Annotated in this window: 28 protein-coding genes; 8 read left to right on the forward strand and 20 right to left on the reverse strand. The window is 52.2% G+C overall.

The genetic code is table 11. The features are described 5' to 3' along the window. Positions 1–57: 57 nt before the first annotated feature. From flgG to flgB, 6 genes are all read right to left on the reverse strand, one after another. Positions 58–840: a flagellar basal-body rod protein FlgG gene (gene flgG / locus H8L32_RS02785; RefSeq protein WP_186945626.1), complete on the reverse strand. Its 783-nt coding sequence runs from the start codon at positions 838–840 to the stop codon at positions 58–60. Positions 841–903: 63 nt separating this feature from the next. Next, complete coding sequence (gene flgF / locus H8L32_RS02790; protein WP_186945627.1) at positions 904–1,644, reverse strand: flagellar basal-body rod protein FlgF; 741 nt, start codon at positions 1,642–1,644, stop codon at positions 904–906. Between the two features lie 69 nt (positions 1,645–1,713). Then, positions 1,714–3,054 (reverse strand): flagellar hook protein FlgE, encoded by a 1,341-nt coding sequence (gene flgE / locus H8L32_RS02795; protein WP_186945628.1) that lies wholly within the window; start codon positions 3,052–3,054, stop codon positions 1,714–1,716. Between the two features lie 62 nt (positions 3,055–3,116). After that, positions 3,117–3,785 carry a flagellar hook assembly protein FlgD gene (locus H8L32_RS02800; protein WP_186945629.1) on the reverse strand — a complete coding sequence of 223 codons (669 nt, stop codon included), beginning with the start codon at positions 3,783–3,785 and terminating at the stop codon, positions 3,117–3,119. A gap of 22 nt (positions 3,786–3,807) precedes the next feature. After that, positions 3,808–4,212: a flagellar basal body rod protein FlgC gene (flgC, locus tag H8L32_RS02805; protein ID WP_186945630.1), complete on the reverse strand. Its 405-nt coding sequence runs from the start codon at positions 4,210–4,212 to the stop codon at positions 3,808–3,810. A gap of 61 nt (positions 4,213–4,273) precedes the next feature. After that, positions 4,274–4,678, reverse strand: coding sequence for a flagellar basal body rod protein FlgB (gene flgB / locus H8L32_RS02810; protein WP_186945631.1), 405 nt, complete (start codon positions 4,676–4,678; stop codon positions 4,274–4,276). A 176-nt stretch (positions 4,679–4,854) separates the two neighbouring features. On the opposite strand from flgB, the gene flgA reads away from it, so the two are divergent. From flgA to H8L32_RS02825, 3 genes are all read left to right on the forward strand, one after another. After that, positions 4,855–5,604 carry a flagellar basal body P-ring formation chaperone FlgA gene (gene flgA, locus H8L32_RS02815; RefSeq protein ID WP_230412029.1) on the forward strand — a complete coding sequence of 250 codons (750 nt, stop codon included), beginning with the start codon at positions 4,855–4,857 and terminating at the stop codon, positions 5,602–5,604. Positions 5,605–5,736: 132 nt separating this feature from the next. Further along, positions 5,737–6,045: a flagellar biosynthesis anti-sigma factor FlgM gene (gene flgM / locus H8L32_RS02820; protein WP_186945632.1), complete on the forward strand. Its 309-nt coding sequence runs from the start codon at positions 5,737–5,739 to the stop codon at positions 6,043–6,045. 2 nt (positions 6,046–6,047) lie between these two features. Further along, positions 6,048–6,551, forward strand: coding sequence for a flagella synthesis protein FlgN (locus tag H8L32_RS02825; protein ID WP_186945633.1), 504 nt, complete (start codon positions 6,048–6,050; stop codon positions 6,549–6,551). Between the two features lie 97 nt (positions 6,552–6,648). Here the strand turns inward: H8L32_RS02825 and motD are convergent, their stop codons facing one another. The 9 genes from motD to H8L32_RS02870 all read right to left on the reverse strand — a co-directional run bounded on the left by motD (position 6,649) and on the right by H8L32_RS02870 (position 17,184). After that, positions 6,649–7,485, reverse strand: a complete 837-nt coding sequence (gene motD / locus H8L32_RS02830; protein ID WP_186945634.1) for a flagellar motor protein MotD — start codon at positions 7,483–7,485, stop codon at positions 6,649–6,651. A 33-nt stretch (positions 7,486–7,518) separates the two neighbouring features. Beyond that, positions 7,519–8,259, reverse strand: coding sequence for a flagellar motor protein (locus tag H8L32_RS02835; RefSeq protein WP_186945635.1), 741 nt, complete (start codon positions 8,257–8,259; stop codon positions 7,519–7,521). Then, entirely contained in the window at positions 8,241–8,972 is a 732-nt protein-coding gene (locus tag H8L32_RS02840; RefSeq protein ID WP_186945636.1) for an RNA polymerase sigma factor FliA, read from the reverse strand. Before H8L32_RS02840 ends, H8L32_RS02835 begins: the two co-directional genes overlap by 19 nt. A 4-nt stretch (positions 8,973–8,976) precedes the next feature. Continuing rightward, positions 8,977–9,819: a MinD/ParA family ATP-binding protein gene (locus H8L32_RS02845; RefSeq protein ID WP_186945637.1), complete on the reverse strand. Its 843-nt coding sequence runs from the start codon at positions 9,817–9,819 to the stop codon at positions 8,977–8,979. Continuing rightward, a complete protein-coding gene (gene flhF / locus H8L32_RS02850; protein WP_186945638.1) occupies positions 9,812–11,149 on the reverse strand; it encodes a flagellar biosynthesis protein FlhF in 1,338 nt (445 codons plus the stop codon). Before flhF ends, H8L32_RS02845 begins: the two co-directional genes overlap by 8 nt. Further along, the gene (gene flhA / locus H8L32_RS02855) at positions 11,146–13,233 is read right to left on the reverse strand and encodes a flagellar biosynthesis protein FlhA (protein WP_186945639.1); all 2,088 of its coding nucleotides are present in this window, start codon (positions 13,231–13,233) and stop codon (positions 11,146–11,148) included. The genes flhF and flhA overlap by 4 nt, the downstream gene beginning before the upstream one ends. Beyond that, positions 13,230–14,381: a flagellar biosynthesis protein FlhB gene (flhB, locus tag H8L32_RS02860; RefSeq protein ID WP_186945640.1), complete on the reverse strand. Its 1,152-nt coding sequence runs from the start codon at positions 14,379–14,381 to the stop codon at positions 13,230–13,232. Before flhB ends, flhA begins: the two co-directional genes overlap by 4 nt. 227 nt (positions 14,382–14,608) lie before the next feature. Further along, complete coding sequence (locus H8L32_RS02865) at positions 14,609–15,859, reverse strand: MFS transporter (protein ID WP_186945641.1); 1,251 nt, start codon at positions 15,857–15,859, stop codon at positions 14,609–14,611. A 125-nt stretch (positions 15,860–15,984) separates the two neighbouring features. After that, the gene (locus H8L32_RS02870) at positions 15,985–17,184 is read right to left on the reverse strand and encodes an FAD-dependent oxidoreductase (protein WP_186945642.1); all 1,200 of its coding nucleotides are present in this window, start codon (positions 17,182–17,184) and stop codon (positions 15,985–15,987) included. A 271-nt stretch (positions 17,185–17,455) separates the two neighbouring features. Between H8L32_RS02870 and H8L32_RS02875 the strand changes: the two genes are divergently transcribed. Continuing rightward, complete coding sequence (locus tag H8L32_RS02875; protein WP_186945643.1) at positions 17,456–18,016, forward strand: TetR/AcrR family transcriptional regulator; 561 nt, start codon at positions 17,456–17,458, stop codon at positions 18,014–18,016. Between the two features lie 39 nt (positions 18,017–18,055). Here the strand turns inward: H8L32_RS02875 and H8L32_RS02880 are convergent, their stop codons facing one another. Then, positions 18,056–18,664 carry a TetR/AcrR family transcriptional regulator gene (locus tag H8L32_RS02880; RefSeq protein ID WP_186945644.1) on the reverse strand — a complete coding sequence of 203 codons (609 nt, stop codon included), beginning with the start codon at positions 18,662–18,664 and terminating at the stop codon, positions 18,056–18,058. A 96-nt stretch (positions 18,665–18,760) separates the two neighbouring features. Then, positions 18,761–18,982 (reverse strand): hypothetical protein, encoded by a 222-nt coding sequence (locus H8L32_RS02885; protein WP_186945645.1) that lies wholly within the window; start codon positions 18,980–18,982, stop codon positions 18,761–18,763. On the opposite strand from H8L32_RS02885, the gene H8L32_RS02890 reads away from it, so the two are divergent. The 4 genes from H8L32_RS02890 (at position 18,981) to arsC (ending at position 22,108) form a co-directional block, all read left to right on the forward strand. Continuing rightward, positions 18,981–20,456, forward strand: a complete 1,476-nt coding sequence (locus H8L32_RS02890; protein WP_186945646.1) for a 2OG-Fe(II) oxygenase — start codon at positions 18,981–18,983, stop codon at positions 20,454–20,456. The two genes, H8L32_RS02885 and H8L32_RS02890, sit on opposite strands and share 2 nt — an antisense overlap. Before the next feature lie 154 nt (positions 20,457–20,610). Further along, positions 20,611–20,955 (forward strand): ArsR/SmtB family transcription factor, encoded by a 345-nt coding sequence (locus tag H8L32_RS02895; RefSeq protein ID WP_186945647.1) that lies wholly within the window; start codon positions 20,611–20,613, stop codon positions 20,953–20,955. A 28-nt stretch (positions 20,956–20,983) separates the two neighbouring features. Beyond that, positions 20,984–21,664: an MIP/aquaporin family protein gene (locus tag H8L32_RS02900; protein WP_186945648.1), complete on the forward strand. Its 681-nt coding sequence runs from the start codon at positions 20,984–20,986 to the stop codon at positions 21,662–21,664. A gap of 24 nt (positions 21,665–21,688) precedes the next feature. Continuing rightward, complete coding sequence (arsC, locus tag H8L32_RS02905; protein ID WP_186945649.1) at positions 21,689–22,108, forward strand: arsenate reductase (glutaredoxin); 420 nt, start codon at positions 21,689–21,691, stop codon at positions 22,106–22,108. 171 nt (positions 22,109–22,279) lie between these two features. Here the strand turns inward: arsC and H8L32_RS02910 are convergent, their stop codons facing one another. Genes H8L32_RS02910 through H8L32_RS02920 form a run of 3 tightly spaced genes read right to left on the reverse strand, consistent with a single transcriptional unit; the run spans position 22,280 to position 25,576 of the window. Then, positions 22,280–23,158, reverse strand: a complete 879-nt coding sequence (locus H8L32_RS02910; protein WP_186945650.1) for a M48 family metalloprotease — start codon at positions 23,156–23,158, stop codon at positions 22,280–22,282. Position 23,159: 1 nt separating this feature from the next. Beyond that, positions 23,160–23,684 (reverse strand): SH3 domain-containing protein, encoded by a 525-nt coding sequence (locus H8L32_RS02915; protein WP_186945651.1) that lies wholly within the window; start codon positions 23,682–23,684, stop codon positions 23,160–23,162. Further along, positions 23,681–25,576 carry an adenylate/guanylate cyclase domain-containing protein gene (locus tag H8L32_RS02920; RefSeq protein ID WP_186945652.1) on the reverse strand — a complete coding sequence of 632 codons (1,896 nt, stop codon included), beginning with the start codon at positions 25,574–25,576 and terminating at the stop codon, positions 23,681–23,683. The genes H8L32_RS02915 and H8L32_RS02920 overlap by 4 nt, the downstream gene beginning before the upstream one ends. Between the last annotated feature and the right edge of the window lie 150 nt (positions 25,577–25,726).

Genomic DNA, 25,726 nt, shown 5'->3' on the forward strand with positions numbered 1-25,726 from the left:
TCATTCATCTGTCGTAATCAATGACTTAGCAAAGGCCTATCAATGCCTACCAATGGCTTACAGTTGTGACAGGCGTTGCAACATCTGGTCTGATGTAGTAATCGCCTTGCTATTGATTTCATAGGCGCGCTGGGTCTGTATCATATTGACCAGCTCTTCCGCCACATTCACGTTGGAAGTTTCGACAAAAGCCTGCATCAGCAAACCCGCGCCATTGGTACCCGGCGTATTGGTGCCAGGGTTACCGGATGCGGCAGTTTCCACGTACAGGTTTTCACCCAGGGCCATCAGCCCGGCTGGATTAATAAAGGTAGCCAGTTGCAAGGAACCTACCTGCACCGGCGCTATCGAGCCCGGCTGGGTCACTGACACCGTACCATCCCGCCCTACGGTAATGGATTGCGCATTGGCTGGAATGGTAATGGCGGGCTGTATTACATAACCACTGGACGTCACCAGTTGCCCCTGATTATCGGTCTGGAAGGAACCATCCCTGGTATAGGCCGTGGTACCGTCAGGCATCAGCACCTGAAAAAATCCCTGCCCCTGAATCGCGACATCCTTGCTGTTGCCGGTCTGTTGCAGGTTACCTTGCGTAAAAATCTTTTCTGTCGCCACCGGACGTACACCGGTACCCAGTTGCAGGCCTGAAGGCAATTGTGTCTGCTGGGAACTCTGGGCGCCAGGCTGGCGTATGTTCTGATATAGCAAATCTTCAAACACTGCACGTGAGCGCTTGAAACCGTTGGTGCTGACGTTGGCCAGATTATTACTCACCACGTCCATCTGCGTTTGTTGCGCATCCAGGCCAGTTTTGGCTATCCATAATGAACGTATCATTGCTCTCCCCTTTTTTCGCCTCAACGGCAAATTCTCACACTTGCCATTTTGCGGCAAAAGGCATCAACTCAAAGTCAAGATCTGACTGGCTTTACTGGCGTTATTCTCGGCATTCTGCAATAACTTCATCTGCAGTTCGAAACTGCGGGCCAGATTGATCATGCTGACCATGGATTCCACCACGTTGACATTGCTGTTTTCCAGCATGCCGCCGGCAACAGTCACTACCGGATCGGCATCTACCGCCGTACCATCCTTGGTTTTGAACAAACCATCTTCGCCACGCACCAGATTCTCTTCCGGCGGGTTGACCAGTTTCAGCCTGCCTATGACCTGTACCGCACCAGGCTTGGTGCCCATGGGTATGGTCGAGACTGTGCCGTCCTTGGCAATTTCGATAGAGACTTCTGGCGGTATGGTGATGGGGCCACCATCACCCACCAGATTCAGGCCATCCTGCGTTTGCAGGATGCCGTTTTCGCTGACTTTCAAACTGCCATGACGGGTATAGACTTCAGAACCATCCGGCTTTTCCACCGCCAGCCAGCCCTTGCCCTGAACCGCCACATCCAGCTCACGCCCGGTAACCTGCATACTGCCGGTAGAAAAATCCGTACCGGCAGTCGAATCAACTACAAAGGCCCGCGTTGGCAAGCCATCACCCAGCACGGGTACGGCACGGAAAGAATCAAGTTGCGCCCGAAAGCCGGTAGTAGATACATTCGCCAGATTATGCGACGTCGTCGCCTGCTGTTCGAGGATGTGCTTGGCACCTGTCATCGCGGTGTAAACTAACCTGTCCACAACATCCTCCCTGTCTGCTCAATACGGACCATAAAAAATCGCTTAAGTCTATTCACGCTCTTCAGTCTATTAACGCAGGTTGACCAGCGTCTGCAATACCTGATCCTGGGTCTTGATGGTTTGCGCATTGGCCTGATACACGCGCTGCGCGGTAATCATGTTGACCAGCTCACCGGTCAGATCGGTATTCGAATCTTCTGTCGCTGATGAAGTCAGTGTACCCAGGCTGCCGGAATTTGGCGGGCCTATCAGTGCGTTACCAGAAGTTGCTGTTTCTATCCACTGGTTATCACCAGTCGATTGCAAGCCATTCGGATTGGTGAAATTGGCCAGTACCACTTGGGCCAGCACAGCCGTTTTACCATTGGTATAGCTACCAACAATGGTGCCATCCTTGGCAGTATTGAATTTCGACAGTTTGCCGGAGGCATAACCATCCTGGGTATTTTTGCTGACACTGAAATCAGAACCAAACTGCGTCGTACCGGTGAAATCGTATTTGATATCCACAGTGGTATTAATCGGTGTTACGGCGCCGGTACCAACAGGCACGGTCAATTTAAATGCCTTGGGATCAGTTGCTGCAAACGGTGGCGTTGCCACGGTCAGCTTACCCAGATTGTCGAAGCCGATACGGCCTATGGAGTTGGTGGTAGCACCAGTACCGGCAATCAACACACCGTCGACGGTCGCAAACACATCCCATTCTATGGTGGCCGGTGCTGTAGGTGGCGTGGCCGCATTCAGGTTATCCACCTTCACGAAGAACGACTGTACAACGTGCGAGTTACCCAGACTATCGAACACCGCAATCGAAGTGGAGCTATTGTAGGTCGTAGGATCAGTAGGGCTGAAGGCAGTTGGCGTGATCACCGGAGGAATGGCAACCGGCGTCTGCGTACCTGGAACCAGTTTGCGCGAATCAAGGTTCATGACCGAATTGATGATCGCCGTTTGTGCCGGTGGAATATCTGCCGTATTGATATTGATCGGTGCTGCCGCGCCAGTGGACAAAACACCAGCCGAATTGGCCACATAACCTGTCAGTTGCGCACCCTGAGCATTGACGATATTGCCCTGCTTATCCAGCTGGAACTGACCATTGCGCGAATACGTAATCGCGCCATTGGTCGACATACGGAAAAAACCGCCACCGTTAATCGCGATATCCAGCGGGTTATTCGTCGTCGAGATATTACCCTGGGTGAACTGCTGCACCACACCCGATACCTTGGTACCAATACCCACAGTGCCGCCGGAAGAACCATTGAGCGAGTTGGCATAGACGTCAGCAAACTGTGTCTGCCCCTGTTTGAAACCAACAGTACTGGCATTGGAAATATTGTTACCGATGACGTCCAGTGATTTGGAAGCCGCATTCAGTCCGCTTAAGCCTTGTTGAAAACCCATGATTTTTCTCCGTTACTTTGAATAGTTCATTGACACTGTTTGATTCGGGATCACTCCAGACATCAATAGATTTGCTTCACATCACTCATGCTGACATCGCCCACATTCGCCACACTCAGTTTCACCCCCGAGGAACCCGAAGTAATACTGGACACCACACCAAAAGCCAGATTGGTAGCCGCCAGCTTCTTGTCGCCCGAATCGGCAGTGACATCAAAGGTATAGACACCATTAGCGGCGGTTGTACCGGCATCGGTTTTACCATCCCAGGTCAGCGTGTTTACGCCCTGCGGCAAGGCGTCCACACTCATTTTTCTGACGACGGCACCGGCACTGTCACGTATTTCCACGGAAACCTTGGTTGCCGCCTGAGGCAGGTCAACCGCATAGATGCCCTTGCCGTCCGTGACTGCCATCGTATTACCCGGGGCGATCACGCCATGGCCTATCATATTGGCGGCCTGCAGGTTCTGGCTGGCCAGGAAACTGGCATTCATCGCCGTAACCGTTGTATTCAACTTCTCGATACCACTCACTGTTGACAATTGCGCCATCTGGCTGGTCACCTGGGCATTGTCCATGGGGTTCAGCGGATCCTGGTTTTTCAACTGTGTGACCAGCAGAGTCATGAAACGATTTTGCGCATCCTCGGTTGAGTTGGCCGATGTTTTGCTGCCATTCATCGTCGCCAGCAGGGTCGGGTCAACGGCATCAGTCTGTATGGTAGTCATCTTCTATTCCTTTACACTAAACTTATTGACCCAGAGTCAATGTTTTCAACAACATGGTTTTGGCCGCATTCATGACTTCCACATTGTTCTGGTAAGAACGCGATGCGGATATCATATTGACCATTTCTTCCACCACATTCACATTCGGTGTGGCGACATAGCCCTTTTCATCAGCCAGCGGATGCTTGGGGTCGTACATCAGTTTAGGCGGATTACTGTCTTCTACAACCTCATTCACCTTGACGGCGGTGGAAGCTGTACCCGCCACAGGCACGGCACTGAAAACCACCTGCTTGGCTTTATACGGCTGACCATCAGAACTGGTGACACTATCGGCATTCGCCAGGTTGCTTGACACCACGTTCAGCCGCTGCGATTGCGCACTCATGGCTGAACCGGCAACATTAAATACATTAAAGAGTGACATGATGATAATCCTTGTATTCGTGCTTCTATACGTGCGCTATACGTGCTCTGCAATCTCAGCTTCAGCCCTGTATTGCCGCCAGCATATTTTTAATCTGCATATTGATGATGGTCAGACTGGCCTCATAGCGCAATGCATTGTCGGTAAACTGATTGCGTTCCACATCCATATCCACCGTATTGCCATCCACACTGCCCTGTATCGTAGGGCGGTACTGGGCAGCCACACCTGCTACCGTACTTGCCGTATCCAGATGCTGGCTGGCCGTTTTATTCAATGCAGTGGGTGACTGCGTCAGGTTCTGGTGCAGGGCATTACTCAGCGCTGCCGAAAAATCAACATCTTTGGCTTTGTAATTCGGTGTATCCGCATTGGCAATATTTGATGCCAGCAATTGCTGACGCTGCCCCCTGACGGACAGAGCCGCTTCATGAAAGCGCAAGAAATCATCCAATCCACCAGCCATCATCTTCTCCTTTTCACCGATCAGGCATGCCCACGGTTTGCTATACCTTGCATATTATTCGTCGCCACACAAGTTTGATCAGACAAGCAGAACGAGAAAACCCCGCTTATTCCCGCTTTCAAAAATCGAAGGGAATCCTAAAATGGAATCCGGAACAGATAAACGCAGGAATCAGGATGAAACCTCCACTACACACAGGCAAACGGCTGTCAGCATCGCTTTTGATAGCAATGGCTGGCGTGGTTGGCATGACTGGCATAGCTGGGATAACAGGGGCGGCGCAGGCAGCCAACCCTGCCACGCAACAAGACCCGGCCCAGCTCAAGCAGGTGGCACTTGATTTTCTGACATTACAAACCAGCGGCTTGAACGGTGAAGTGCAAATTACAGTCGCCGACGTCGACAAGCGCCTGAATCTGCAAGCCTGCGACGCTCTCAATCCTTATTTGCCGCCAGGCAGCAAACCCTGGGGTAAGGTCACGCTGGCCATCAAATGCGGCGCACCAGCCACCTGGCTCATCTATTTGCAGGCCAATGTGCAGGTCACGGCAGATTATTATGTGACTGCCAACGCTATTTCTCATGGGCAAGTCATTACCATGGCCGACCTGAGCAAAATGCGTGGTGATATTTCGAAATTGCCAGCCGGTGTTGTCACCAGCCCTGAACAGGCCGTTGGCAAAAGCATGCAGATGTCCCTGACTTCCGGCAGCATATTGCGGGCCGACGTATTGAAAAGCCCGGCAGTAGTACAACAAGGGCAATCGGTAAGGGTAATCAGCACTGGCCCCGGCTTCCAGGTCGCTACCGACGCGGTAGCACTGAACAATGCCTCTGACGGACAAGTTGCCAAAGCCAAAACAAGTTCGGGACAGACCATTAGCGGTATCGCCAAAAATGGTGGCATCATAGAAATAGTTTACTAGCAAAAAAGAAATGCTTAAAAGAAATGCAATTAAGAGAGTGCAATATTTTTTTAAGGTAAGGTTAAAGTTTAAAATTACACAGCCGATAAACTGGATGTAGATGTTTGTAATTCCCATACTGAGGGTATCGCTGTGAAAATTGATGACGCACTTAACAAGACCTCTGGGCTGCCCGTAAGCCCCCAGCAGGCACGCACGGAAAAACCGGCAGATAACACACCGGCTCCCGTTGCGAATTCGTCGAAGGTGCAAATTTCGACCCTGTCCACGCAATTGCAGGCACTGCAAAGCACACAGGCAAGCAATGCCGTATTCGAGACGAAGAAGGTGGAAGAGATCAAGCTGGCCATTTCTGAGGGACGCTTTCAAGTGAACTCGGAAAAAGTCGCTGATGGTCTTCTGGAAACAGTCAAAGACTTACTTAACGCAAGAAAACGCTAGCCATGAACCCAACAAGTTCCGGACATACCGCAATTGAACAATGCCTGAAGGAAGAAGTCGTCACCATGTCTTCCCTGGCTGAATTGCTGAAAAAAGAGCAGTCCGCACTTGTTGATAGCGATGTCAATTTACTTAACGATTACACCCAAAGCAAAGGGCAACTGGTCGGCAAGATGTCCGAACTGGAAAAAAAGCGCAATGCATTTTTGACGCAACTTGGTTACCGGGCAGATCTGGATGGCATGAACGCCTATTTACAGCAGGCCGACAGTGTCGATAATGCGCCAAATGCGACCCTGTACTGGGATCAGCTTCTGCAATTGTCCATGCAGGCAAAAGAAGACAACAAGACCAATGGATTGTTGATCAACCGCCGTCTGGCACAAAGCCAGGCCATGTTGAGCGTATTACAACAAGGCAACCAGGCCGCATCATCTCCCATGTATGGTCCCAACGGCCAGTCCACGATCAAAGGTACCTCTGGCAAGGGCTATATAGCTACATAGCGCCTCAATATAGCCAGCGCCCATGAGAAAACAGACCCGCATCGGGTCTGTTTTTGTTTCTGCCTACATTTTTTAGCCAGCTAAAAAGCAAATCATTTTAAGGCAGCGGTGCCGGCGCCACAGCCGGTAGCGATGATGTTGCCGGCAGCGACACCGCTGCCGGGGCCGTCGGCGCGATAGGCACATCCACCGCAGCCTCTGGCAATACTGCCAGTATGGTCACAGACACCCGGCGATTTCTGGCCCGGCCTTCTGGCGTATCGTTGTCACTGACCGGCAATTTAGCGCCCTGCCCTACGGCTGTCACCCTGATTTCATCGACACCGTTTTCCGTCAGCAGCCTGGCAACCGTGCTGGCGCGCACGGCTGATAATTCCCAGTTGGAAGGGAAAATCGGGTTCTTGATAGGTACATTATCAGTATGCCCTTCCACCTGTATGGCATGGGTATCGACCTTGAGGACACCGGCGATCGCTTTCAACGCCTGTATCGAATCCACATTCAGGCGTGCCTCACCCGGCGCAAACAGCAGGCTGGCATTGATTTCTATGGTAATGCCGCGACTGGTCTGGCTAACCCTGACCTTACCTTCACGCACCAATGGTTCCAGCACGGTCAGGATATCCTTGGCCATGGTGGTCATTTGAGCTTTTTCCTTGCGCAAGGCTTCATTCGCACGGGTGCTTTTTACCAGTGGCAGCGGGTCTAGCTTGACGACCGGTTCGTTCGGCATATCCACGGTCTTGGGATTGACCATAACCTTGCCAAAAGCCCCCGTCAGCGAATTTGACAAGACCCTGTACTTACCCTCGTTCAGAGAAGAAATCGCATACATCACCACAAAGAAGGCAAACAACAGCGTAATAAAATCGGCGTAAGAAACCAGCCAGCGCTCGTGGTTTTCAGGTTCTTCGTGGTATTTTCTTCTGGCCATAGGGTTCTTTAAGGCATTACAACAGGCAAGCCATCAATTTCTATGATTGGTCAATCGTTCTTCCACCACACGCGGGCTGTCGCCCAGGGCAATACTGTAAAAAATGTCGGATAACATTTCCCGTCGCGTGACTTCCCGGTTGATGATTTCTTTCAACTTGTGGCTGACCGGCAAGAACAACAGATTGGCCATGCCCACGCCATAAATCGTTGCCACAAAGGCGACGGCAATGCCACCGCCCAGTTTGGATGGGTCTGTCAGGTTTTCCATCACATGTATCAAGCCCAGCACGGCCCCAAGAATACCAATGGTGGGCGAATAACCGCCTGCGGCTTCCCAGATTTTGGCGGATTGGCGCTGCTCCATCTCATACAGCGAAATATCAACGTCCAGAATGTCCTTGAGCCGGATCGGGTCAATACCATCAATGACGAGGCGCAAGCCCTTGCTGATGAAGGGATCAGTCGACGCGTTCATATAGCGTTCCAGGCTGAGAAAGCCTTCCCTTCGGGCGACCACACTCCAGATCAGCGCATCTTCCACATTCTTTTTGCTATTGTCCGGCGGCTCCGACACCACCCAGCGCAACATGCGCACGCCCTGGGTAAAGGCCTTGATACGGCTTTGCATCAGTACCGCACCTATGGTGCCCACCACCACGATAACAAACGCAGCCGGCTGCACCAGGGAGGAAAGACGGCCACCTTCCAGCAACTGCCCGGAAACGATGCCGACAATGATCAGTAAAAGTCCGACTATGCTAGCCCAGTCCACGCCTTCTCCCTTAAGTACGCCCTGAGCCTGGCGACCGCCTGACTATGCAATTGCGACACCCGTGATTCAGATACCCCCATCACGGCCCCGATTTCCTTCAAATTCAATTCTTGCTCATAATACAAGCCCATCAGCAATTTCTCTCGCTCGGGCAAGCTGTCAATCGCCCCGATCACGGCATCCCGGAAATCATCATTCAACAAATCCTGCAGGGGGTCGCCCGACAGGTCAGAACAATAATGATCAAGAAAATGCTCTTTGGTATCGGCATCATGAAAATCTTCGTAATACACCAGTTGATGGCCACCGCTGTCGGTCAGCATGTCCTGGTATTCTTCCAGCGACAGCTTGAGCGACTTGGCGACCTCGGTTTCCAGAGGTGGCCTGCCCAGCTTTTGCTGCAAGGTGTTCATGGCATTTTCTATCTTGCGCATGTTCTGGCGTACGCCGCGCGGCAACCAGTCGCTGCTGCGTAATTCATCCAGCATGGCACCACGTATGCGTTGCACGGCATAGGTTTCAAACTGGGCGCCATGTGTGTCTTCATAGCGGTTGACGGCATCCAGCAGACCTATCATGCCCGCCTGCACAAGATCATCCACCTCCACACTGGGAGGCAGACGCGCCTTCAACTGGTAAGCAAGGCGCTTGACCAGTGGGGCGTGCTCCCGAAGGAGGAAGTTTTTATCGGACTTTCCGCTAGCGGTGTACATGTATTTATATTCCGAGACCGACACCCAGCTCAGGGACTCCCTCTAAACATAATGTCGAACGCGCAGTCATTGCCAATTGCTCCGCCAGCCTGGAAAAAGCCAGTGAAGCACGCGCTTTTGGAAAAGCGTCAATCACGGAACGTCCCAAATGCGCTGCCTTTCTTACATGCTCATCTTCCGGCACATGGCCGACATAGTGCAAAGGCACAGCCAGGTAACGGCTGGCGGCCTGCGCCATATTTGTGTAAATCAATCTCGCCTCTTTTTCTGATGCGCCGGATACCAGAATACCGTAACCGCGCCTTCCTACCCTGTTGCTGACCCGCTTGATCAGTCCGTATGCGGCCTTGATCATATGCGGATCGGCAGAAACCTGTATCACCAATTCGCTGTCATCCAGTGACGCCAGCGCAAATGCGTCATTCGCATTGATATCGCCATCAACCATCACCAGGTCAGCCTGATTGGCCACGACATCAAACACTTCAGTCAGTTGCCGCGCACTTTCTGGCGGCAAAGCAGACGTGACCGATGCCTGCCTGGTCAGCATTGTGACCGACAAACCGGCAGCCACCATTTTGATCGCTTCCTTCATTGTACGCTGTTGTCTCGCTACATCCAACAAGGTACGATCATTGCTTGCATTCAGCCAGGCCCCAATGCTGTTGTCCGAAGCCCGCGCATCGATCATCAATACCTCACTACCCTGCCTGGCAAGCGTTACGCCGAGATTCACCAACATGCCACTTTTTTCATCTTCTTTCAAGGCTGACAGAAAAGTGAACACTCTGGGTTTGGGGTTGGCCAGCATGCGGCGCAGGCCTTCTGCCTGATCAAAACTAGCCAAGGGACACCTCCCTGGACACAACTGCAGCACGCGCCGCATTCCCGGCACCCATGGTACCAGCCATCAACAAAGGCAATTCCTCATCCAGCAAACGGAAGGCGGCTGTCTCGCGTTTCAGTTTAAAGGCCCGGTCTATCAGGTACAGTTTGTTGGCGATATGCAGGTCTTCCGGCACCCGCTGGCCGCTGGCGACGTAATACACCATCAGCTTCTGGCGTATCGCAATGTCCAGTGCCCCGCCTATGGTGGCCGCTTCATCGAGCTTGGTGAAAATGCAACCTGCCAGGCCATTGCCCTGATATGCCCGCACCACTTCGCTCAGGGTTTCACCGGTCGAGGTGGCATTCAGGCACAGCAGACGCTTTACCGGAGTGTCTGTTCCTGACAACATGGCAACCTGTTCGGTCACCATTTTATCGCGCTGACTGACACCGACAGTATCAATCAATACCGTATGCTTGTTCTTGAGTTCGGACAAGGCAATGCGCAAATCCGCCTCATCCTTGACGGCATGCACCATGACGCCGAGTATTTTGCCGTAAATACGCAATTGCTCAAAACCGCCGATACGGTAGCCGTCAGTAGTGATCAGCGCCAGCTTGGAAGGACCATGGCGCATCACACAACGCGCTGCCAGTTTGGCCGTAGTCGTGGTCTTGCCAACGCCGGTAGGGCCTACCAGGGCATAGACACCGCCTTTTTCCAGCATTTCGTTTTCATTGTCGATGGTGGACAGATTGCGCACCAGGGTATTTTTGATCCAGTCCAGGCCATTTTCGAGCTTGCCGGCTTCCGGCAATTTTTCTACCAGATAGCGTGACAAGCCCGCGCTAAAGCCAGTCGCCAGCATTTCACGCAGGATTTCGGCCTTCTGCGGATGCCGCTTCTGGGTCTGAGTCCAGGATATTTCGGCCAGTTGCGACTCCAGCATGCTGCGCATGGAGCGGATTTCTGACATCACATTATTCAATTCGCCGGCACTGACAGCGGCTTCAATATCAGTATCCACGGCGATCGCCGGCTTCAGCGGTCGACGGATGACCGCTGGTGCTTCTGTCCGTGCTTCGGTCCGTGCTTCGGCCTTTGCTTCAGACTGATAGCGCGGCGCAAAGCGTGGCGTATCGGGGACAGATGGCACTGGTGCCGATACTGGCGCTTCATCGGTGGAAGAAGGCGCAATCGCACTGATGGCTTCGTCTGCCATCGCCAAAATCTCGACCTTGCCACCGATATTGCGGTTGGACAAAATCACCGCATCAGCACCCAGGGCATCCCGCAACATGCGCAAAGCCTCGCGAGAAGTATTCGCGGTAAATTTTCTGACGTTCATGATTGACCTCCAACCAGGCTGGTGACTTTAATTGTTTTTGTTTCAGGTAATTCTGCGTGTGACAGAACTTTCAGTTGCGGCACCGTGCGACGCAGGAAGCGCGATAGCAAGGCGCGCAGCGGTGCAGGCACCAGCAAGACCGGTGTCAGGCCCAATTGCTCCTGATGCTGGGCCGCAGCCTCGGTCTGGGTTGCCAGTGTGTCGGCCAGGCCTGGCTCAATACCGGCACCATCAGCACCACTGGTCTGCAAGGCTTGCATCAGCAAACGTTCCAGACGGTTATCCAGCGTCATGACGGTCAGCTCATTCCCGGTCGGGAAAATCTGCTGCACGATGGCACGGCCAAGGGCAATCCGCACCTGGGCAGTCAGTTCAGCGGCATCCTGGGTATGCATGGCCTGTTCTGACAGACATTCGATGATGGTACGCATGTCGCGGATATGCACGCCTTCAATCAACAGGTTCTGCAAGACTTTTTGCAGCACAGACAAAGGCAGGATTTTCGGTACCAGCTCTTCCACCATCTTCGGCATATCCTTGGCCAGGTGATCCATCAGCAACTGCACTTCCTGACGGCCCAGTAACTCGGCAGCATGGGAAGTGATCAGATGATTCAAATGCGTGGCGATCACCGTACCCGAATCCACGACGGTGTAGCCCATGGCCTGTGCCTGATCGCGCATACCGCCATCTATCCATACGGCAGGCAGGCCAAAGGCCGGGTCATTCGTGACGGTGCCGGGCAAGTTGCCGGTGACCATACCTGGATTGATCGCCAGGTACTGACCGCTGAGTGCTTCACCCACACCGACTTCCACCCCTTTAAGCGTGATGCGGTAGGCCGACGGTTTAAGTTCAAGATTGTCACGGATGTGCACAGGTGGCGACAGAAAACCGACTTCCTGCGCAAATTTTTTGCGTATGCCCTTGATACGACGCAGCAACTCGCCACCCTGATTTTTGTCCACCAGCGGAATCAGGCGATAGCCCACTTCCAGGCCCAGGGTGTCGACCGGCAAAATATCCTGCCAGGTCGCTTCTTCCATCTCTTGCGGTGCGGCTGCGGGCGCATCCTGTTTTTCATCCATGGCAGGAGGCATTTCATTGCGTTTGTTCAGCAGATAACCGCCACCACACAGAATTGCAGCCAGCAAAATAAAGGCGATATGCGGCATGCCGGGTATCAAACCCATGCCGCCAATAATGCCGCCAGTAATGATCATGACCTGCGGCTTGGCAAACAACTGCCCGATCAACTGACCACTGATATCCTGGTCACTGGCAACGCGCGACACCACAACACCGGCAGCAGTAGAAATGATCAGGGAAGGAATCTGTGCCACCAGGCCATCACCAATGGCCAGCAGCGTATAGTTTTTCAGCGCGGAAGCAAAATCCAGATCATGCTGCACCATACCGACAATCAGGCCACCGACGATATTGATCACGGTAACCATGATGCCGGCGACCGCATCACCACGTACATATTTACTGGCACCGTCCATGGCACCATAAAATTCAGCTTCTTGCGCTACTTCGGTACGACGACGGCGAGCTTCCTGCTCGGCGATCAGACCGGCATTCAGATCAGCATCAATCGCCATTTGTTTGCCCGGCATCGCATCCAGGGCAAAACGTGCACCCACCTCAGCAATACGGCCAGCACCCTTGGTCACCACGGTAAAGTTGATGATGGTCAGAATGATAAACACCACGATACCAACGGTGTAATTGCCGCCGATCAGAAAGTGGCCGAAAGCTTCAATCACCTTACCGGCTGCATCCGGACCTGTATGGCCTTCCGTCAGCACCACGCGGGTAGATGCGACGTTGAGCGACAGGCGCAACATGGTACTGACCAGCAGCACCGTAGGAAACACCATGAAATCCAGCGGCTTGACGGTGTACAAACTGGTCAGCAAGACAATGATCGCAATCGCAATATTGAAGCTGAAAAATACGTCCAGTACAAAGGCCGGCAAGGGCAGGATCATCATTGCCAGCATCAGGATAATCAGGAAAGGCGCCGCCAGCGCCCGGGTATTCATACCGTTCATCCAGGCAGGTAATTTGAGGCTATTCATGCTGGTGCTCCTGCTTGATTATTCGGGTCCAGCTCAGGTGGTACATATAAGTCATTCGGTTCCATCGGTTTGTTTCCTGCACCTGTGCGATAACTGCGTAACTGATAAACATAAGCCAGCACTTCGGCCACTGCGGCATACAAGGCTTCAGGGATTTCATCGCCCAGCTCGGTGTGCTTGAACAGCGCACGTGCCAGCGGCGGTGCTTCCAGCAAAGGTACTTTGTGTTCTTGTGCCAGCTCACGAATCTTGGCGGCTACCGCATCCGCACCTTTGGCGACCACCTTAGGCGCACCACGACCACCCTCGGTATATTTCAATGCCACGGCAAAGTGGGTCGGGTTGGTGACCACCACGTCCGCGGTCGGGATTTCAGACATCATGCGACGGCGTGCCATTTCACGCTGCTGTGCGCGGATTTTTGCCTTGATTTGCGGATTACCGTTAGCTTCTTTCGATTCCTGAATCACTTCCTGATGGGTCATCTTCAGTTTTTCAGCGTATTGCCACATCTGGTAAGGCGCATCAATCGCCGCAATCACCACCAGCGAACCAACGATGGCCAAAAAACACACGCCCATCATGTGGCCAACGTGGGCAGGCCCGGTTTTCAGCGATTCCAGCGGCAGGGCAAAAATGGCATTCTTCTGGTTCATGATGACTATCCATGCCACCACCCCGACCAATACGGTTTTAATGATCGCCTTCACCAATTCCACACCGGCACGGGTAGAGATCATATTGCCCAGACCAGAAATCGGATTCATGCGCCCAAAGTTCGGTTGCAGGGCTTTGGCGCTAAACAGCCAGCCACCGATCAACAGCGGTGAACCCAGTGCCACGATCAGCAACAGCACCGCTATCGGCGCAAAAGCCACCAGCACATCCCACAGACTGGCGCCGATCTTGGCAAACAGCACCGCAGGGTCATAGATAATTTCGCGTTCCAGCGACAGGCCAGTAATCAATGCATGATTCAACTGCCTGACCAGACCATCACCCATGGCCCATAGCGATCCGCCCGCAGCCAGCAAAATGGTGCAGGTAGACAGTTCACGCGAACGCGGAACATCGCCCTCTTCCCGCGCCTGTTCAAGGCGCTTGGGCGAGGCCGGTTCGGTTCTTTCGAGATCGCTATCTTCGGCCATTGCCGACTCCTGTTATTTCCACAAAGCAACCAGCACGCTGATTACACAAAGATACAGGTGTGATTATTGGCTATGTCAGAAGCACAAGATGCGTGGAATAAGGGAAGAAATACCCCTTAGCTCTGGGGAAAGAATGGCCCTTTAAGCTTAAAGGGCCATGAAAGGCTAAAATCTGAACGGCCAGCCTGATGGCAAGGCGCTCAGATTTAGTTGATGAAATGCTTTGATCAGGCAGGCACAGCCGCAGGTGTCGCCACCATGCGGTGGATGAAATACATCATGACAGCAGTCAGCAGCACGGTGCACACCAGAATATCGCCCAGCAAATCAAAATGCAGTATCGCACCACCAGCAGCAGGCTGGCTGACGATCATACCGGCGACCACAGAACCTACACCACCGGCGATTTGCTGCAGCGATGAATTGATTGCCATGAATGCGCCTCGGCTGTCAGCCGCCGGCACAGCCGACATCATTGCCTGGGCCGGGATCATGCGTGAAAAAATACCGACAAACAGCAGGACATTGACCAAAATGACCATAGGCAAAGGCGTAACACCAAGACGGGTGTAGATCACAGCCATAACGATCGTCATCGCAGCACCGAACAGAAACACACGATATTTGCCAAACTTGTCGCTAAGCTTGCCAACCAGAGGGCCAGTGATGATTGCACCGAATCCTGTGACAAGATAAATCATCGGCAATTCCTTCATCGAAATACCCAGGTTATTGACCGCAAAGGCGCTGCTGAACGGCATCAGCATATAACCGCCTATGCTCAAAAATCCTGTTGCAGCAAATGCCAGCAAATACCTGGGTGTTGCTATCGTGTCTCTCAAATGATGGAAAGGGTTGCGGTCAGACTGCAATTTCAAATGTCCATCAATCGGCTTGAGATTAACAATGATGATGACGCCGACAATCGCAGCCATGCCCACGATCATCATGAAAGGCGCATGCCAGCCCCAGTGCGCAGACAGATACAGGCCAATAGGCAAGCCCAGGATCTGGCTACCGGCAAAAGCAGTTTGCAATACACCCATGACCCGGCCACGCATACTGAAAGGGAACAAGTCTGTCGTAATCGCCATCACGATGGCACCAATGACGCCGCCAAACAGACCCGTCACGATACGTGCAAATAACAGGAAGTAAAAATTAGGCGCAATCCCGCACAGGAAGGTACCCAGGATAAAGCCGCAATAAAAAAACATGAGCAGCTTTTTGCGGTCAAAACGGTCAGCAAAACCCGCTGCCGCAAAACCGGCGATACCGGCGCTGAATGCGTAGGCAGATACCACCACCCCAAACTGGGACGGTGTGATGTTCAATGCTGGCATCAGGATCGCACCCAGCGGTGACATGATCATGAAATCCAGAATGATCGTGAACTGTAAAAATGCCAGTATGGCGAGGACAAATTTTTGATAGCCAGTAAACTGCGTTGGCGGCGCGGTAGAAATAGTTTGAGTCATGTGTTCTTTCTTTTGCATTGAAATTCAGACTCATGGTCTGAATTCATATTTTTATAAAGCTTATTTATGTCGCTTATTTTTGTAACTTATTTATGTAACTTATTCATGTAACTTTTTTATCTGATTTAAGCAGCTTCCCTGAAGCCCTCTTTTTGCAATAACACATCCTGATTGCCAGAAAAAAATTCCCTGAAAAACGGCACTGCTTCATAGGAATGAAAGACCTTAGTAAATTTCAGCGTTTCCGCTGCGGTCTCGGCATTGCGTTCGCGCATTTCGGTTTCATAGGCGGCGATAGCTGCATGCATATCCAGCTCCGGGTTCAACAATTGACTGGCCAGCACCAGGGCATCCTGCATTGCCATATTCACGCCTTCACCTGCATACGGCGGCATGACATGGGCAGCATCACCCAGCATGGTCAGGTTGGACAATGATGGCCAGCTTTGATGAACAGGTGCACAGAATTGCGGGCGCGGTATGAAAGGCAGACTGGCATGTCTGAATAACTCTACCCAGATATCACTCCAGCCCTTGAATTCTCGCCTGAACCAGGTGAGCACCTGATCGCGGTCAGAAAAATCAATTCTGCATTCCGTAGACCAATGCTGATCCGCCTTGTGACCAGTATAAAAAGCCACGCTGCCATCCCCCTTCAAAACGATGAACAGAGTCTTTTCATCGTCAAGCACACATACTTTCCCACCATCCAGCAACTCATACAATTCCGGAATAGCAGTTTTTACGTCAACTACGGTGCCTTCCAGCACAGTCACCCCAGAATACTCCGGTGCAAGCGAAGTAATATACGGACGTATTTTTGAATTGGCACCGTCGGCAGCAACGACTAAATCAGCAGTAAATTTGTCGCCGTTTTCAAATGTTATCTCAACCGACTCGTCTGTCCTTTGCAAAGACGAGAAACGGGCATCCCACACCACCGTATCATCAGCCAACGAAGCCAGCAGCAAATTCCTTAAGGGGCCACGATCAATCTCTGGCCTGTCGTTACTCTCTGGACCAAGTTCATCAATGATGACTGCCGCCTGTGCGTCCACAAACAGCATTTTCTCGGCACCGGGACGATATGCCAGCTCAAACGCCCCCATCAAACCGGCTGCACGCAAGGCAGACAAGCCTGAGCCTTCATTCAGGTTCAGGGTTGCGCCCTGCACTCTGGCAAACTGATTGATGTCCCTTTCAAACACTTTCACTTTCGCACCCTGCATTTGCAGCAGACGTGCCAATGTCAGCCCGCCTGGCCCTGCACCTATGATGGCAATCTGCTTGTCTTGGATTGGACTTTGCTTATGGATTTGTGTCATTGAGATCATCCCGGGGGTTTTATCCATTTCATCGCCTGCTTTTAATGCAACTGCAATGGCGTGCCAATATTGCAGCTAAATGGATAGACGTTTTGAAAATGCAAATATTGCAGAAGAGCCGGAATGTTCTGAATATGTCAGAAATCAGCAACCTGAATACCGCCTTGACTGACACTATAATTTAACCAAATTAAAAAGTAAAGTTACTTAATTTATTTATTAAGGTAACAAATCTGCTACAATGACGCCTGAACACGATAAGGGGTCTTTGATGGGACTGAGGGAATTAAAGAAAGCGAAAACCAGGAAGATGATTTCTGATCTGGCGACCAGGCTTTTCATGGAAAAAGGCTACGACGAAGTCACGACAGCAGAAATTGCCAGACTGGCCGAAGTGTCGGTGCCTACGCTATTCAAATATTTCCCCACCAAAGAAGCGCTGGTATTTGATGAACAAGATGAACGGGAAGAAAGATTAATTGCGGCCGTAACCGATAGAAAAAAAGGAACATCCATCCTTGATGCCCTGTTTGAACATTTTTCAAACCACATGGCCTTCGACTCAGAAAAGCGAAAACATGTCACCGCCTTCAAAAAACTGATCCACTCCACACCAGATTTGTCTGTATATGCCAAACAAATCTGGATGCGCTACGAAAAATCACTGGCTACCGTGCTGCTGCAAGAAACCAAACATCAACTTGAACAAGCTGAAGCCGAGGCCATAGCCCACTTTATTCTGGATGCTTTCCACAGATCGAAAGATGCTGAAAATCCAAAAGCGTCCCTGAATGCCTTGTTCAATATTATCAAGAACGGCTGGACAGAGTAAGCCTCTTGAATATTGCCTTCACAAAAACTGTGAAGGGGTTCAGCCGAGCGCTTGTACCGCCAGACTATTTTCTATAAATACCATCGCAGTCGCCGCTGCATAGCCCTGCGGCATGACATCTCCCGCTGCGCTGGCGAGCTGAAATGCCCCCTCCATGAAAGCCAGCAAGCCCGCCGCCAGCCCTGCCACACCATCAATAGCCTTCTTTTGATCTTCCAGACACGCCGTCAATAAAGCCTGTATCAAGGCCAATTCAGCAGCAATGGCTTCCTGAAACACGGCGCGCACTTCAGACTGCCGGACGGCTTCAGCACCAATCACCACCCAGGCAGACACCGCCTCTGGCATGGCCCCCTCCCCTTTAGCCAGCCTGGCCTGCACATAGGCCGCCAGTTTTTCTTGCGGCGTATGGGCGCTGGCGGACAATGCCTCATAACGTTCACGCGACAGACCTGCCAGAACCTTCACCAGCGCAATCAGAATTTCACCCTTGCTTTTGAAGTGATAGTGAATCAGGCCAGGGGCCAGTTCCGCTTTTTTGGCGATGGCCAGTATCGTCGCCTTCTCATAGCCCTGTTCTGCCATTACGGACAAAAGGGCAAACACAATTTCCTTGCGACGCTGCTCCGTATTTGATTTTCTCGACATCCTGGTCTCTTTCCTTAAGCAACCACAGTTCATAGGGCATCTGGCCTGCTCGGCTGCTCTATTGCAATCTGATCAGTCTGGCAAATCAGAACAGGGCTACATATTAATTTTGGTTGAACAACCAAATTTTACTTGGTTTTTCAATAAATCTGGCGTATTCTTGATTTTAAGTTGGTTGACCAACCTATTTAAAAAAGAAATCATCATGACCACTTTATGCAAAAGACAACAGCCTGCCGCAAGCAAAGCGCAAAACAGCACCACCATCGCGTTGCCCATGCTTGAATTCCCCCTGCCCCGCACAGCAGGTTTTTGCATGTTGATTCATGATTTTTTATCCGCTGAAGAATGCCAGCACTACATATCCCTTGCTGAAAACGCAGGTTTTCAAAGTGCAGAAACCGATTACCCACCGTCTTATCGCAATAACGACAGACTGGTCATGGACAATCCCTTGCTGGCGGCGCGCCTTTTTCAACGACTGAACCTGCGACTGGACCAGCGACTGAACACACGCCTGCAAGAGCATGAGCAGGCTGCGGCCATCCGCACCATCGAAGGCTGGCAACTGCACGGCATCAATGAACGCCTGCGCTTTTGCCGTTATCGCCCCCATCAGCAATTCAACATCCACCAGGATGGCGTGCACTTTCGCCACGCCGGCTATCAGTCCAAACTGACGTTCATGATTTATCTCAGCGACGAAGCCGACTTTGATGGCGGCGATACGGTCTTCTTTGATGCCGGACCAGAATCTGCCTCTGCTGAAGCAGGCATACTGGGACGCATCACACCCAAAGCCGGCAGCCTGATCCTGTTTGATCATAGCCTGTGGCACGCAGGCGAAGTCGTCACCCGGGGCGTGAAACATATCCTGCGCAGCGACCTTATGTATCGCCAGCAGCCTGCACTGTACACAGAAGCAAAAACCGCATTCACACCCGCCCATCAGGGCTATGTCTGGGCCATGGCGAAGTTGCCACAAGGCCGCATTGCCAGTGCCGGCAGAGATACCAGCATACGTATCTGGCAAGACGACGGCAGTCCGGCGAATGTACTGCACGGGCATAGTCAATCCGTCCTCGGGCTGGCGGTCAGCCATCAGCAGCGACTGGCATCCGTATCACGCGACCGCAGCTTGCGTTTGTGGAATCTGGAAACCGGCCTTTGTGAAAAAACCGTGCGTGCACATGATGCTGCGGTGCTAGGCATTTGCAGCCTGCCTGCGTCCGGCCTGGCAACTTGCTCGGCTGATCACAGCATCAAACTATGGACCGATGACGCTGAATATATGGCCAGCCTGCATGGACACACAGGCTGGGTCTGGGCGATCAGCCCTTTGTCTGACAACTTGCTGGCCAGTGCATCAGAAGACGGCACGGTGCGCCTGTGGAACATCCGGCAACGGCAGTGTGTTGCTGTCCTGCCGGGTGACATTGCACTGCGCTGCCTTACGGCCTCAGAAGATGGTGACAGCCTGGTGACCGGTGACATCAATGGCACACTGACTGTATGGTCCGGGCTGATTGAATTGTCAAATCGGCCCACCATCACCCGCCAGTTACAGGCACATCATGCAGCCGTGCGCAGCATACGTTTCCTGTCTGCCGATCTTCTGGTCAGCAGCGGCGAAGACAAATGCGTGAAGCTGTGGAGTAAACTTGGCGACATGCCGGTCAGCTCCAGCAGTCACGCTAATTTTGTCACCGATATTCTGGTGCACGACCATGGCAATTACCTGAGTTGCTCGTATGATGGCAGCATACGCATGCATGCTGCGCCCGGCATCTGAACTGAATCTGCCCCCTGCGATAATCGCCATCCAGAAACTGCTGGCGACAGCCTGCTCCTGATCAAGGGATAGGCTATCATCTTTCGCCACGCAATTCTCTATTATTTCAATATTTCGAATATAATTGAAATATTGAATCAATACAGCGAAAGCCATGGAAACCAAAGCAGTCATCTCAGCACTGGCAGCGATTGCGCAAGAATCACGACTGGCGATTTTTCGTTTGCTGGTCCAGGCTGGGCCGGAAGGCATGATCGCCAGCAAAATCAGCGAAGCACTGAATATCGCCCCGTCCTCGCTATCTTTTCACCTCAAGGAATTAAATCACGCCGATATGATCAGCGTTAAGCAGAATGGGCGCTTCATGATTTATGCCGCCAATTTTACGACCATGAATCATCTGCTGGGATTTTTGACAGACAACTGCTGCGGCGGCAACCCTTGCACACCTGTTTCCACCTGCAAGCCGGCAAAAGCCAGCAAGAAAACACTCGCATAAGATTGATTACAGCCCCCGACGCAACGACATGACAAAAGCAAGACGCTATATCTCCGAAGGTCTGGGTACGGCCCTGTTACTGGCCGTTGTGGTCGGTTCCGGCATCATGGCCGAGAGACTGGCGGGTGGTAATCTCGCCATCGCCCTGCTTGCCAATGCGCTTGCTACCGGCACGGGCCTGATCGCGCTGATATTGATGTTTGGCGGTATTTCTGGCGCCCACTTCAACCCTGTGGTCAGCCTGTCTGAAGCCTGGCAAAAGAATATGCCTGCTTCCGAAGTATTGCCCTATATCGGCATGCAGGTCTGTGGCGCTTTTATCGGTGTCGCTGCGGCACACCTGATGTTTGACCTGCCGGTATTCTTTGCCTCGCAACACATGCGCACCGGCATGTCACAGTGGTGGAGTGAATTCATTGCCACGTTTGGCCTGATCGCCGTCATCATCAGTTGCAGCCGCAGCCGCCCTGGGGTTACGCCGTTTGCCGTAGCCGCTTATATTACGGCGGCTTACTGGTTCACGGCATCTACCTCGTTTGCCAATCCTGCTGTCACCCTGGCACGTGCTGCCAGCAATACCTTTGCTGGCATACGCCCGGTGGATGCGCCAGGGTTCATCATCGCTCAATTGCTGGGTGCCACTGCTGCAACACTGCTGTTTGAATGGCTATACCCAAAAACAGGCACACAAATACAGTCTGCCAACTAAGCCCCCATTCACATAGGTATCGCCATGAACATCACCATTTATCACAACCCGCAATGTGGCACCTCGCGCAATACGCTGGCCTTGATACGCAATACCGGCATAGAGCCGGACATCATTGAATACCTGAAGACCCCGCCTTCCAAAGAAAAACTGCAAGAACTGATCACGGCAATGGCAATACCAGTGCGTGACCTGATACGCCAAAAAGGCACCCCCTATCTGGAACTGGGCCTGGACAACGATGCCTTGTCAGATGATATGCTGATCGCCGCCATGCTGGCTCATCCCATACTCATCAACCGCCCCATCGTGGCAACTTCTCTTGGCGTCAAACTCTGCCGCCCGTCAGAGGTGGTACTGGATATTCTGCCGCTGCCACAACTAAAAGAATTCACCAAGGAAGATGGCGAAAAAGTGATTGATGCGGAGGGGCATCGTGTTTGATTTCCCTGCTGATTTATCCAGCCCGTAATCCTGCTTACGCTCTGTAGCGAGCGTGTGTCAGGCCAGCATCTGAATCGCTTGCCAATACCATCCACAATGCAAAACGCCCATCAATAATGGGCGTTTTGCTTGATACGTGCGACCAAACGGGTCGGTTTTAGCACTTCAGATTTAACGACTGAACTCTTTAGAACGTTCAGCAAAAGATTTGCCGACTGAACCATTACTGGAATCGAAACGGCCATTCATTGACTTGCTCAGGCTTTCCAGACGATCTGTCGGTGAGGGATGAGTTTCAAACAATAAACTGAAATTATTATCTTGCGCACTTTGCGCCTGCAGAGTCTGTAAAACAGCAGGCAGACCATAAGGATCAAAACCGGCGCGAGCAGCAATTACAACACCCGCACTGTCAGCTGCATATTCATCACCCTTATCCAAACCTTTGGTATACATTTCCTTACCTAAATTGACCAACTTACCTTTATATTCAGCCAAATTACCTTTGGCGATATAACTACTCGCCGCCTCTCCACCGAAATCAGTCCATGCTTTTGACTGCATTGCATTCACATGATGTTTCAGTACGACGTGTGCAATTTCATGCGACAGGACACCAACCAGTTCCGACTCGGTGCGCATACGCATCAGCAATCCCTTTGTGACAAATATCTTCCCGCCTGGTGTAGCAAAAGCATTGAACCCTACATCGTCAAGGACACCAAAAGTCCATGGCAAATCTGGTCTTTCGGTTTGCGATGCCAACCACCGCCCCAAAGTGTTCACATAGCGCTGCAGCGGCGGGTCATTCAGCAATGGCTTAGCCCCAAGCAAAACAGCAGCAAACTCATTACCTATTTCGACCTCTTTTGGTTCGTCTATCCCCATACTATCGACAACAGGTTTAGCCTTGTCGAGCAGGTTACCGGCGGGACCAATTTTGCTTTTAGCGGCATCGATTGCCTTATTCAAGAAATCAAACTGCGCCGTCGCCGAACCAGACAGTGCCAGGGCAAGACAGGCAACAGCAAATTTTTGTAGCGCACGCATGTTAATTGCCCTCCCGCTTACCAGCCGCACTCTGGCCAGAATAATCGACATTGCTTGCCATCAGTTTTGAACGCTGGGCAAATGCCTGAGCGCTGTTTTTGTCGACTGCAAATTTTTGCATTTTCTGTAGCTCGGCATAATTCGGCGATGCGCGTTTCAGATCTTCTTTATCCAGACCCTTGACACCTGTACCCACAGTGCTGGTATTCGAAGTACGCCCCGACGTTGCCAGTGAACCCAGCAAGCTGCCACCATTCGAAGGTGCGGCAGTGCTGGCGCCAGCAGTGGCTTCCATGCGCAGGTCCAGCAGTTTTACCCAGCCAGACTGGCCGTTGGCGGTTTTCACCTGCGCCCAGCCACCAGAACGTTGCAATACATCAACCTTGGTCTGGCTCGACAGCGTGGTCAGAGAGGCAGAATCAAACTGCGCCTTGTCGCGCAAATCTGTGTTGCGCTGGGTGTAGGCACTTTCAGCACCGGCACTGGCAGCGACCAGCATGCTGATGATTAAAATCGGGATTTTCATGCACTTTTCCTTATAGGCTCATACAATTCTACTTCTGCGACCCGGCCTTTGACAGCAAAAGCCCCGCGCAACTCAAAATCGAAATCAAAAGAGGACTTTGACTGCGCACAAGCCTGTACCGTTTCCCTGGTCACCAGCACCCGCGCAACACCCTTGGTCAAACCTTCTACCCGGCTGGCAAGATTGACGGTATCGCCAATCGCCGTGTAATCAAGCTTGCGTTTGGCACCAATAAAGCCTACCACAGCAGACCCCGTGTGTACACCGATGCCCACATCGAAGTCGACCAGGTCAGATCCGTCTGCCTGTAATTCCTGGCGGAAAGCCAGCAGATTGGCCTGCATTTCCATGGCAGCGGCAACTGCATGTCTGGCGTGTTCAGCATCATCCAACGGTGCTCCCCAGAAAGCCATGATGCAATCCCCGATGAACTTGTCCAATGTGCCACCATGCCGCCAGACTACCTCGACCTGATGTTCAAAATAACGGTTGAGCAGTTTCACCACTTCATCCGGAGACTTGCTTTCAGACAAGCTGGTAAAGCCGCGTATATCAGAAAACAGGACCGATATCTGCCGCGTCTGACCGGATAAGCTTTCAACCGTTTCACCGTGATCCACAATTTTCCGTACAACTTCCGGGTTCAGGAAGCGGCCAAACAGCGATACCGTCCTGTCACGCGTGCGGCGTTCACGCAAAAACCCTGCAATGGCAGCCGACAGAAACCAGGCCCAGGCAAACACCAGCGGTGTCGCCATGGGTAACATCAGGTGATGGTTGATCATGCTGTCCGCCAGCAGCAAGGCCAGCACCGTTACCACCAGCAACAGGCTACCTGTCAGGACCGGGTTGACGCGACGCCTGAAGGCGAATACCAGGCCAGCAATCATGCATAGTCCAATGGTAAATGGCCAGATAGCAGTCACATCGCGGATGGTGCGCCCGTTTTTTAAATTGTCGATCGCCACCGCCAAAATATCCACACCCGGGTAGCCGGCATCCAATGGCGTCAGGTGATGATCAAAGGCACCCGCTGCCGACGAACCGATGACGATGATTTTATTCTGGAAGCGCTGCTTCAATTCGGCCAGCGCGGCAGGCGACAGGTCCGGCATTTCTTCAGTCAGTTTCTTGAACAGGTCGGCATAGGCATAACGCTGATGGCCTTTTTCTGGCCATAACAACTGAAAATCTTTACCGGCAGGCAGGTGGCCATTCAGATCAGCTACTACCCTGGCAGGCATCGACGGTATTTTCCAGCCATTGACATCGATATGCAGGTGATAGCGGCGCACCACACCATCGGCATCAACCAGACTGTTCACCAGCCCCAGACGCCAGGCCTTGCGCTCAATGGCATAAGGTAATTGCAGGGTGGCCTGGGTTCCCTTGCTGCCAGGCTGCGTAATGGCAAATACATCTGCGACATCCTGCAAAGCGACATCGGCAACATACGGCGAAGGTTTGAGCTGCAAGACTTCAATATAGGTATGGGGTAATTGCTGGATTTGCTGCGACAGAAAAGCATCGCTCATGGGCTTTTCCTGGTCACGCTCATGAAAATTCAGATCAAACACCACAGCGCGCGGCTCCAGCGTCGCCAGGGATTCCAGCAAAAACCCGTGTATCTCGCGCTTCCAGGCCCACAGGCCGGCAATTTTTTGCATGCCCAGCATGCTGGCGTCATCAATATCCACCACCACGATATCCGGATCAGCCTTATACCCTGGTGCGTGGTGCCGCAGATACACATCCCCCAGCCGCGATTCAGTCGTCGCCAACCCATGCAGGCCAAACAATTCCACCGCCATCGCCAGCACCAATAGCAAAGTCAGCGCCGCATACCAGCGCGTCGTTGCATTATTGATGAAGGGGAAGAGTTTTTTTAGCATGCAGTATGAAAATCAACAGAATGAATTCTTGATCAGGTATTGTTTTTTGTTGCATTATATATTTACCAACTAAGCATAGTCTAATCTGGACTGCATTCTGGTACAAAACTGTGGCAGCCGTGTCATAAACAAGATAGCCCCTGCCGTTTT

This window comes from Undibacterium hunanense (assembly GCF_014284335.1).
Lineage (GTDB): Bacteria > Pseudomonadota > Gammaproteobacteria > Burkholderiales > Burkholderiaceae_D > Undibacterium > Undibacterium hunanense.

Coding starts and splice junctions, on each gene's coding strand:
- flhA (WP_186945639.1), bottom strand. CDS start 13,233: ATGAATAGCCTCAAATTACCTGCCTGGATGAACGGTATGAATACCCGG.
- H8L32_RS02880 (WP_186945644.1), bottom strand. CDS start 18,664: ATGTCGAGAAAATCAAATACGGAGCAGCGTCGCAAGGAAATTGTGTTT.
- H8L32_RS02800 (WP_186945629.1), bottom strand. CDS start 3,785: ATGACTACCATACAGACTGATGCCGTTGACCCGACCCTGCTGGCGACG.
- H8L32_RS02840 (WP_186945636.1), bottom strand. CDS start 8,972: ATGTACACCGCTAGCGGAAAGTCCGATAAAAACTTCCTCCTTCGGGAG.
- flgA (WP_230412029.1), top strand. CDS start 4,855: ATGAAACCTCCACTACACACAGGCAAACGGCTGTCAGCATCGCTTTTG.
- H8L32_RS02900 (WP_186945648.1), top strand. CDS start 20,984: ATGACAAAAGCAAGACGCTATATCTCCGAAGGTCTGGGTACGGCCCTG.
- H8L32_RS02890 (WP_186945646.1), top strand. CDS start 18,981: ATGTTGATTCATGATTTTTTATCCGCTGAAGAATGCCAGCACTACATA.
- H8L32_RS02825 (WP_186945633.1), top strand. CDS start 6,048: ATGAACCCAACAAGTTCCGGACATACCGCAATTGAACAATGCCTGAAG.
- arsC (WP_186945649.1), top strand. CDS start 21,689: ATGAACATCACCATTTATCACAACCCGCAATGTGGCACCTCGCGCAAT.
- flgC (WP_186945630.1), bottom strand. CDS start 4,212: ATGTCACTCTTTAATGTATTTAATGTTGCCGGTTCAGCCATGAGTGCG.
- flgB (WP_186945631.1), bottom strand. CDS start 4,678: ATGGCTGGTGGATTGGATGATTTCTTGCGCTTTCATGAAGCGGCTCTG.
- H8L32_RS02920 (WP_186945652.1), bottom strand. CDS start 25,576: ATGCTAAAAAAACTCTTCCCCTTCATCAATAATGCAACGACGCGCTGG.
- H8L32_RS02865 (WP_186945641.1), bottom strand. CDS start 15,859: ATGACTCAAACTATTTCTACCGCGCCGCCAACGCAGTTTACTGGCTAT.
- H8L32_RS02915 (WP_186945651.1), bottom strand. CDS start 23,684: ATGAAAATCCCGATTTTAATCATCAGCATGCTGGTCGCTGCCAGTGCC.
- H8L32_RS02870 (WP_186945642.1), bottom strand. CDS start 17,184: ATGACACAAATCCATAAGCAAAGTCCAATCCAAGACAAGCAGATTGCC.
- flhB (WP_186945640.1), bottom strand. CDS start 14,381: ATGGCCGAAGATAGCGATCTCGAAAGAACCGAACCGGCCTCGCCCAAG.
- H8L32_RS02895 (WP_186945647.1), top strand. CDS start 20,611: ATGGAAACCAAAGCAGTCATCTCAGCACTGGCAGCGATTGCGCAAGAA.
- flgE (WP_186945628.1), bottom strand. CDS start 3,054: ATGGGTTTTCAACAAGGCTTAAGCGGACTGAATGCGGCTTCCAAATCA.
- H8L32_RS02885 (WP_186945645.1), bottom strand. CDS start 18,982: ATGCAAAAACCTGCTGTGCGGGGCAGGGGGAATTCAAGCATGGGCAAC.
- flgG (WP_186945626.1), bottom strand. CDS start 840: ATGATACGTTCATTATGGATAGCCAAAACTGGCCTGGATGCGCAACAA.
- motD (WP_186945634.1), bottom strand. CDS start 7,485: ATGGCCAGAAGAAAATACCACGAAGAACCTGAAAACCACGAGCGCTGG.
- H8L32_RS02875 (WP_186945643.1), top strand. CDS start 17,456: ATGGGACTGAGGGAATTAAAGAAAGCGAAAACCAGGAAGATGATTTCT.
- H8L32_RS02910 (WP_186945650.1), bottom strand. CDS start 23,158: ATGCGTGCGCTACAAAAATTTGCTGTTGCCTGTCTTGCCCTGGCACTG.
- flhF (WP_186945638.1), bottom strand. CDS start 11,149: ATGAACGTCAGAAAATTTACCGCGAATACTTCTCGCGAGGCTTTGCGC.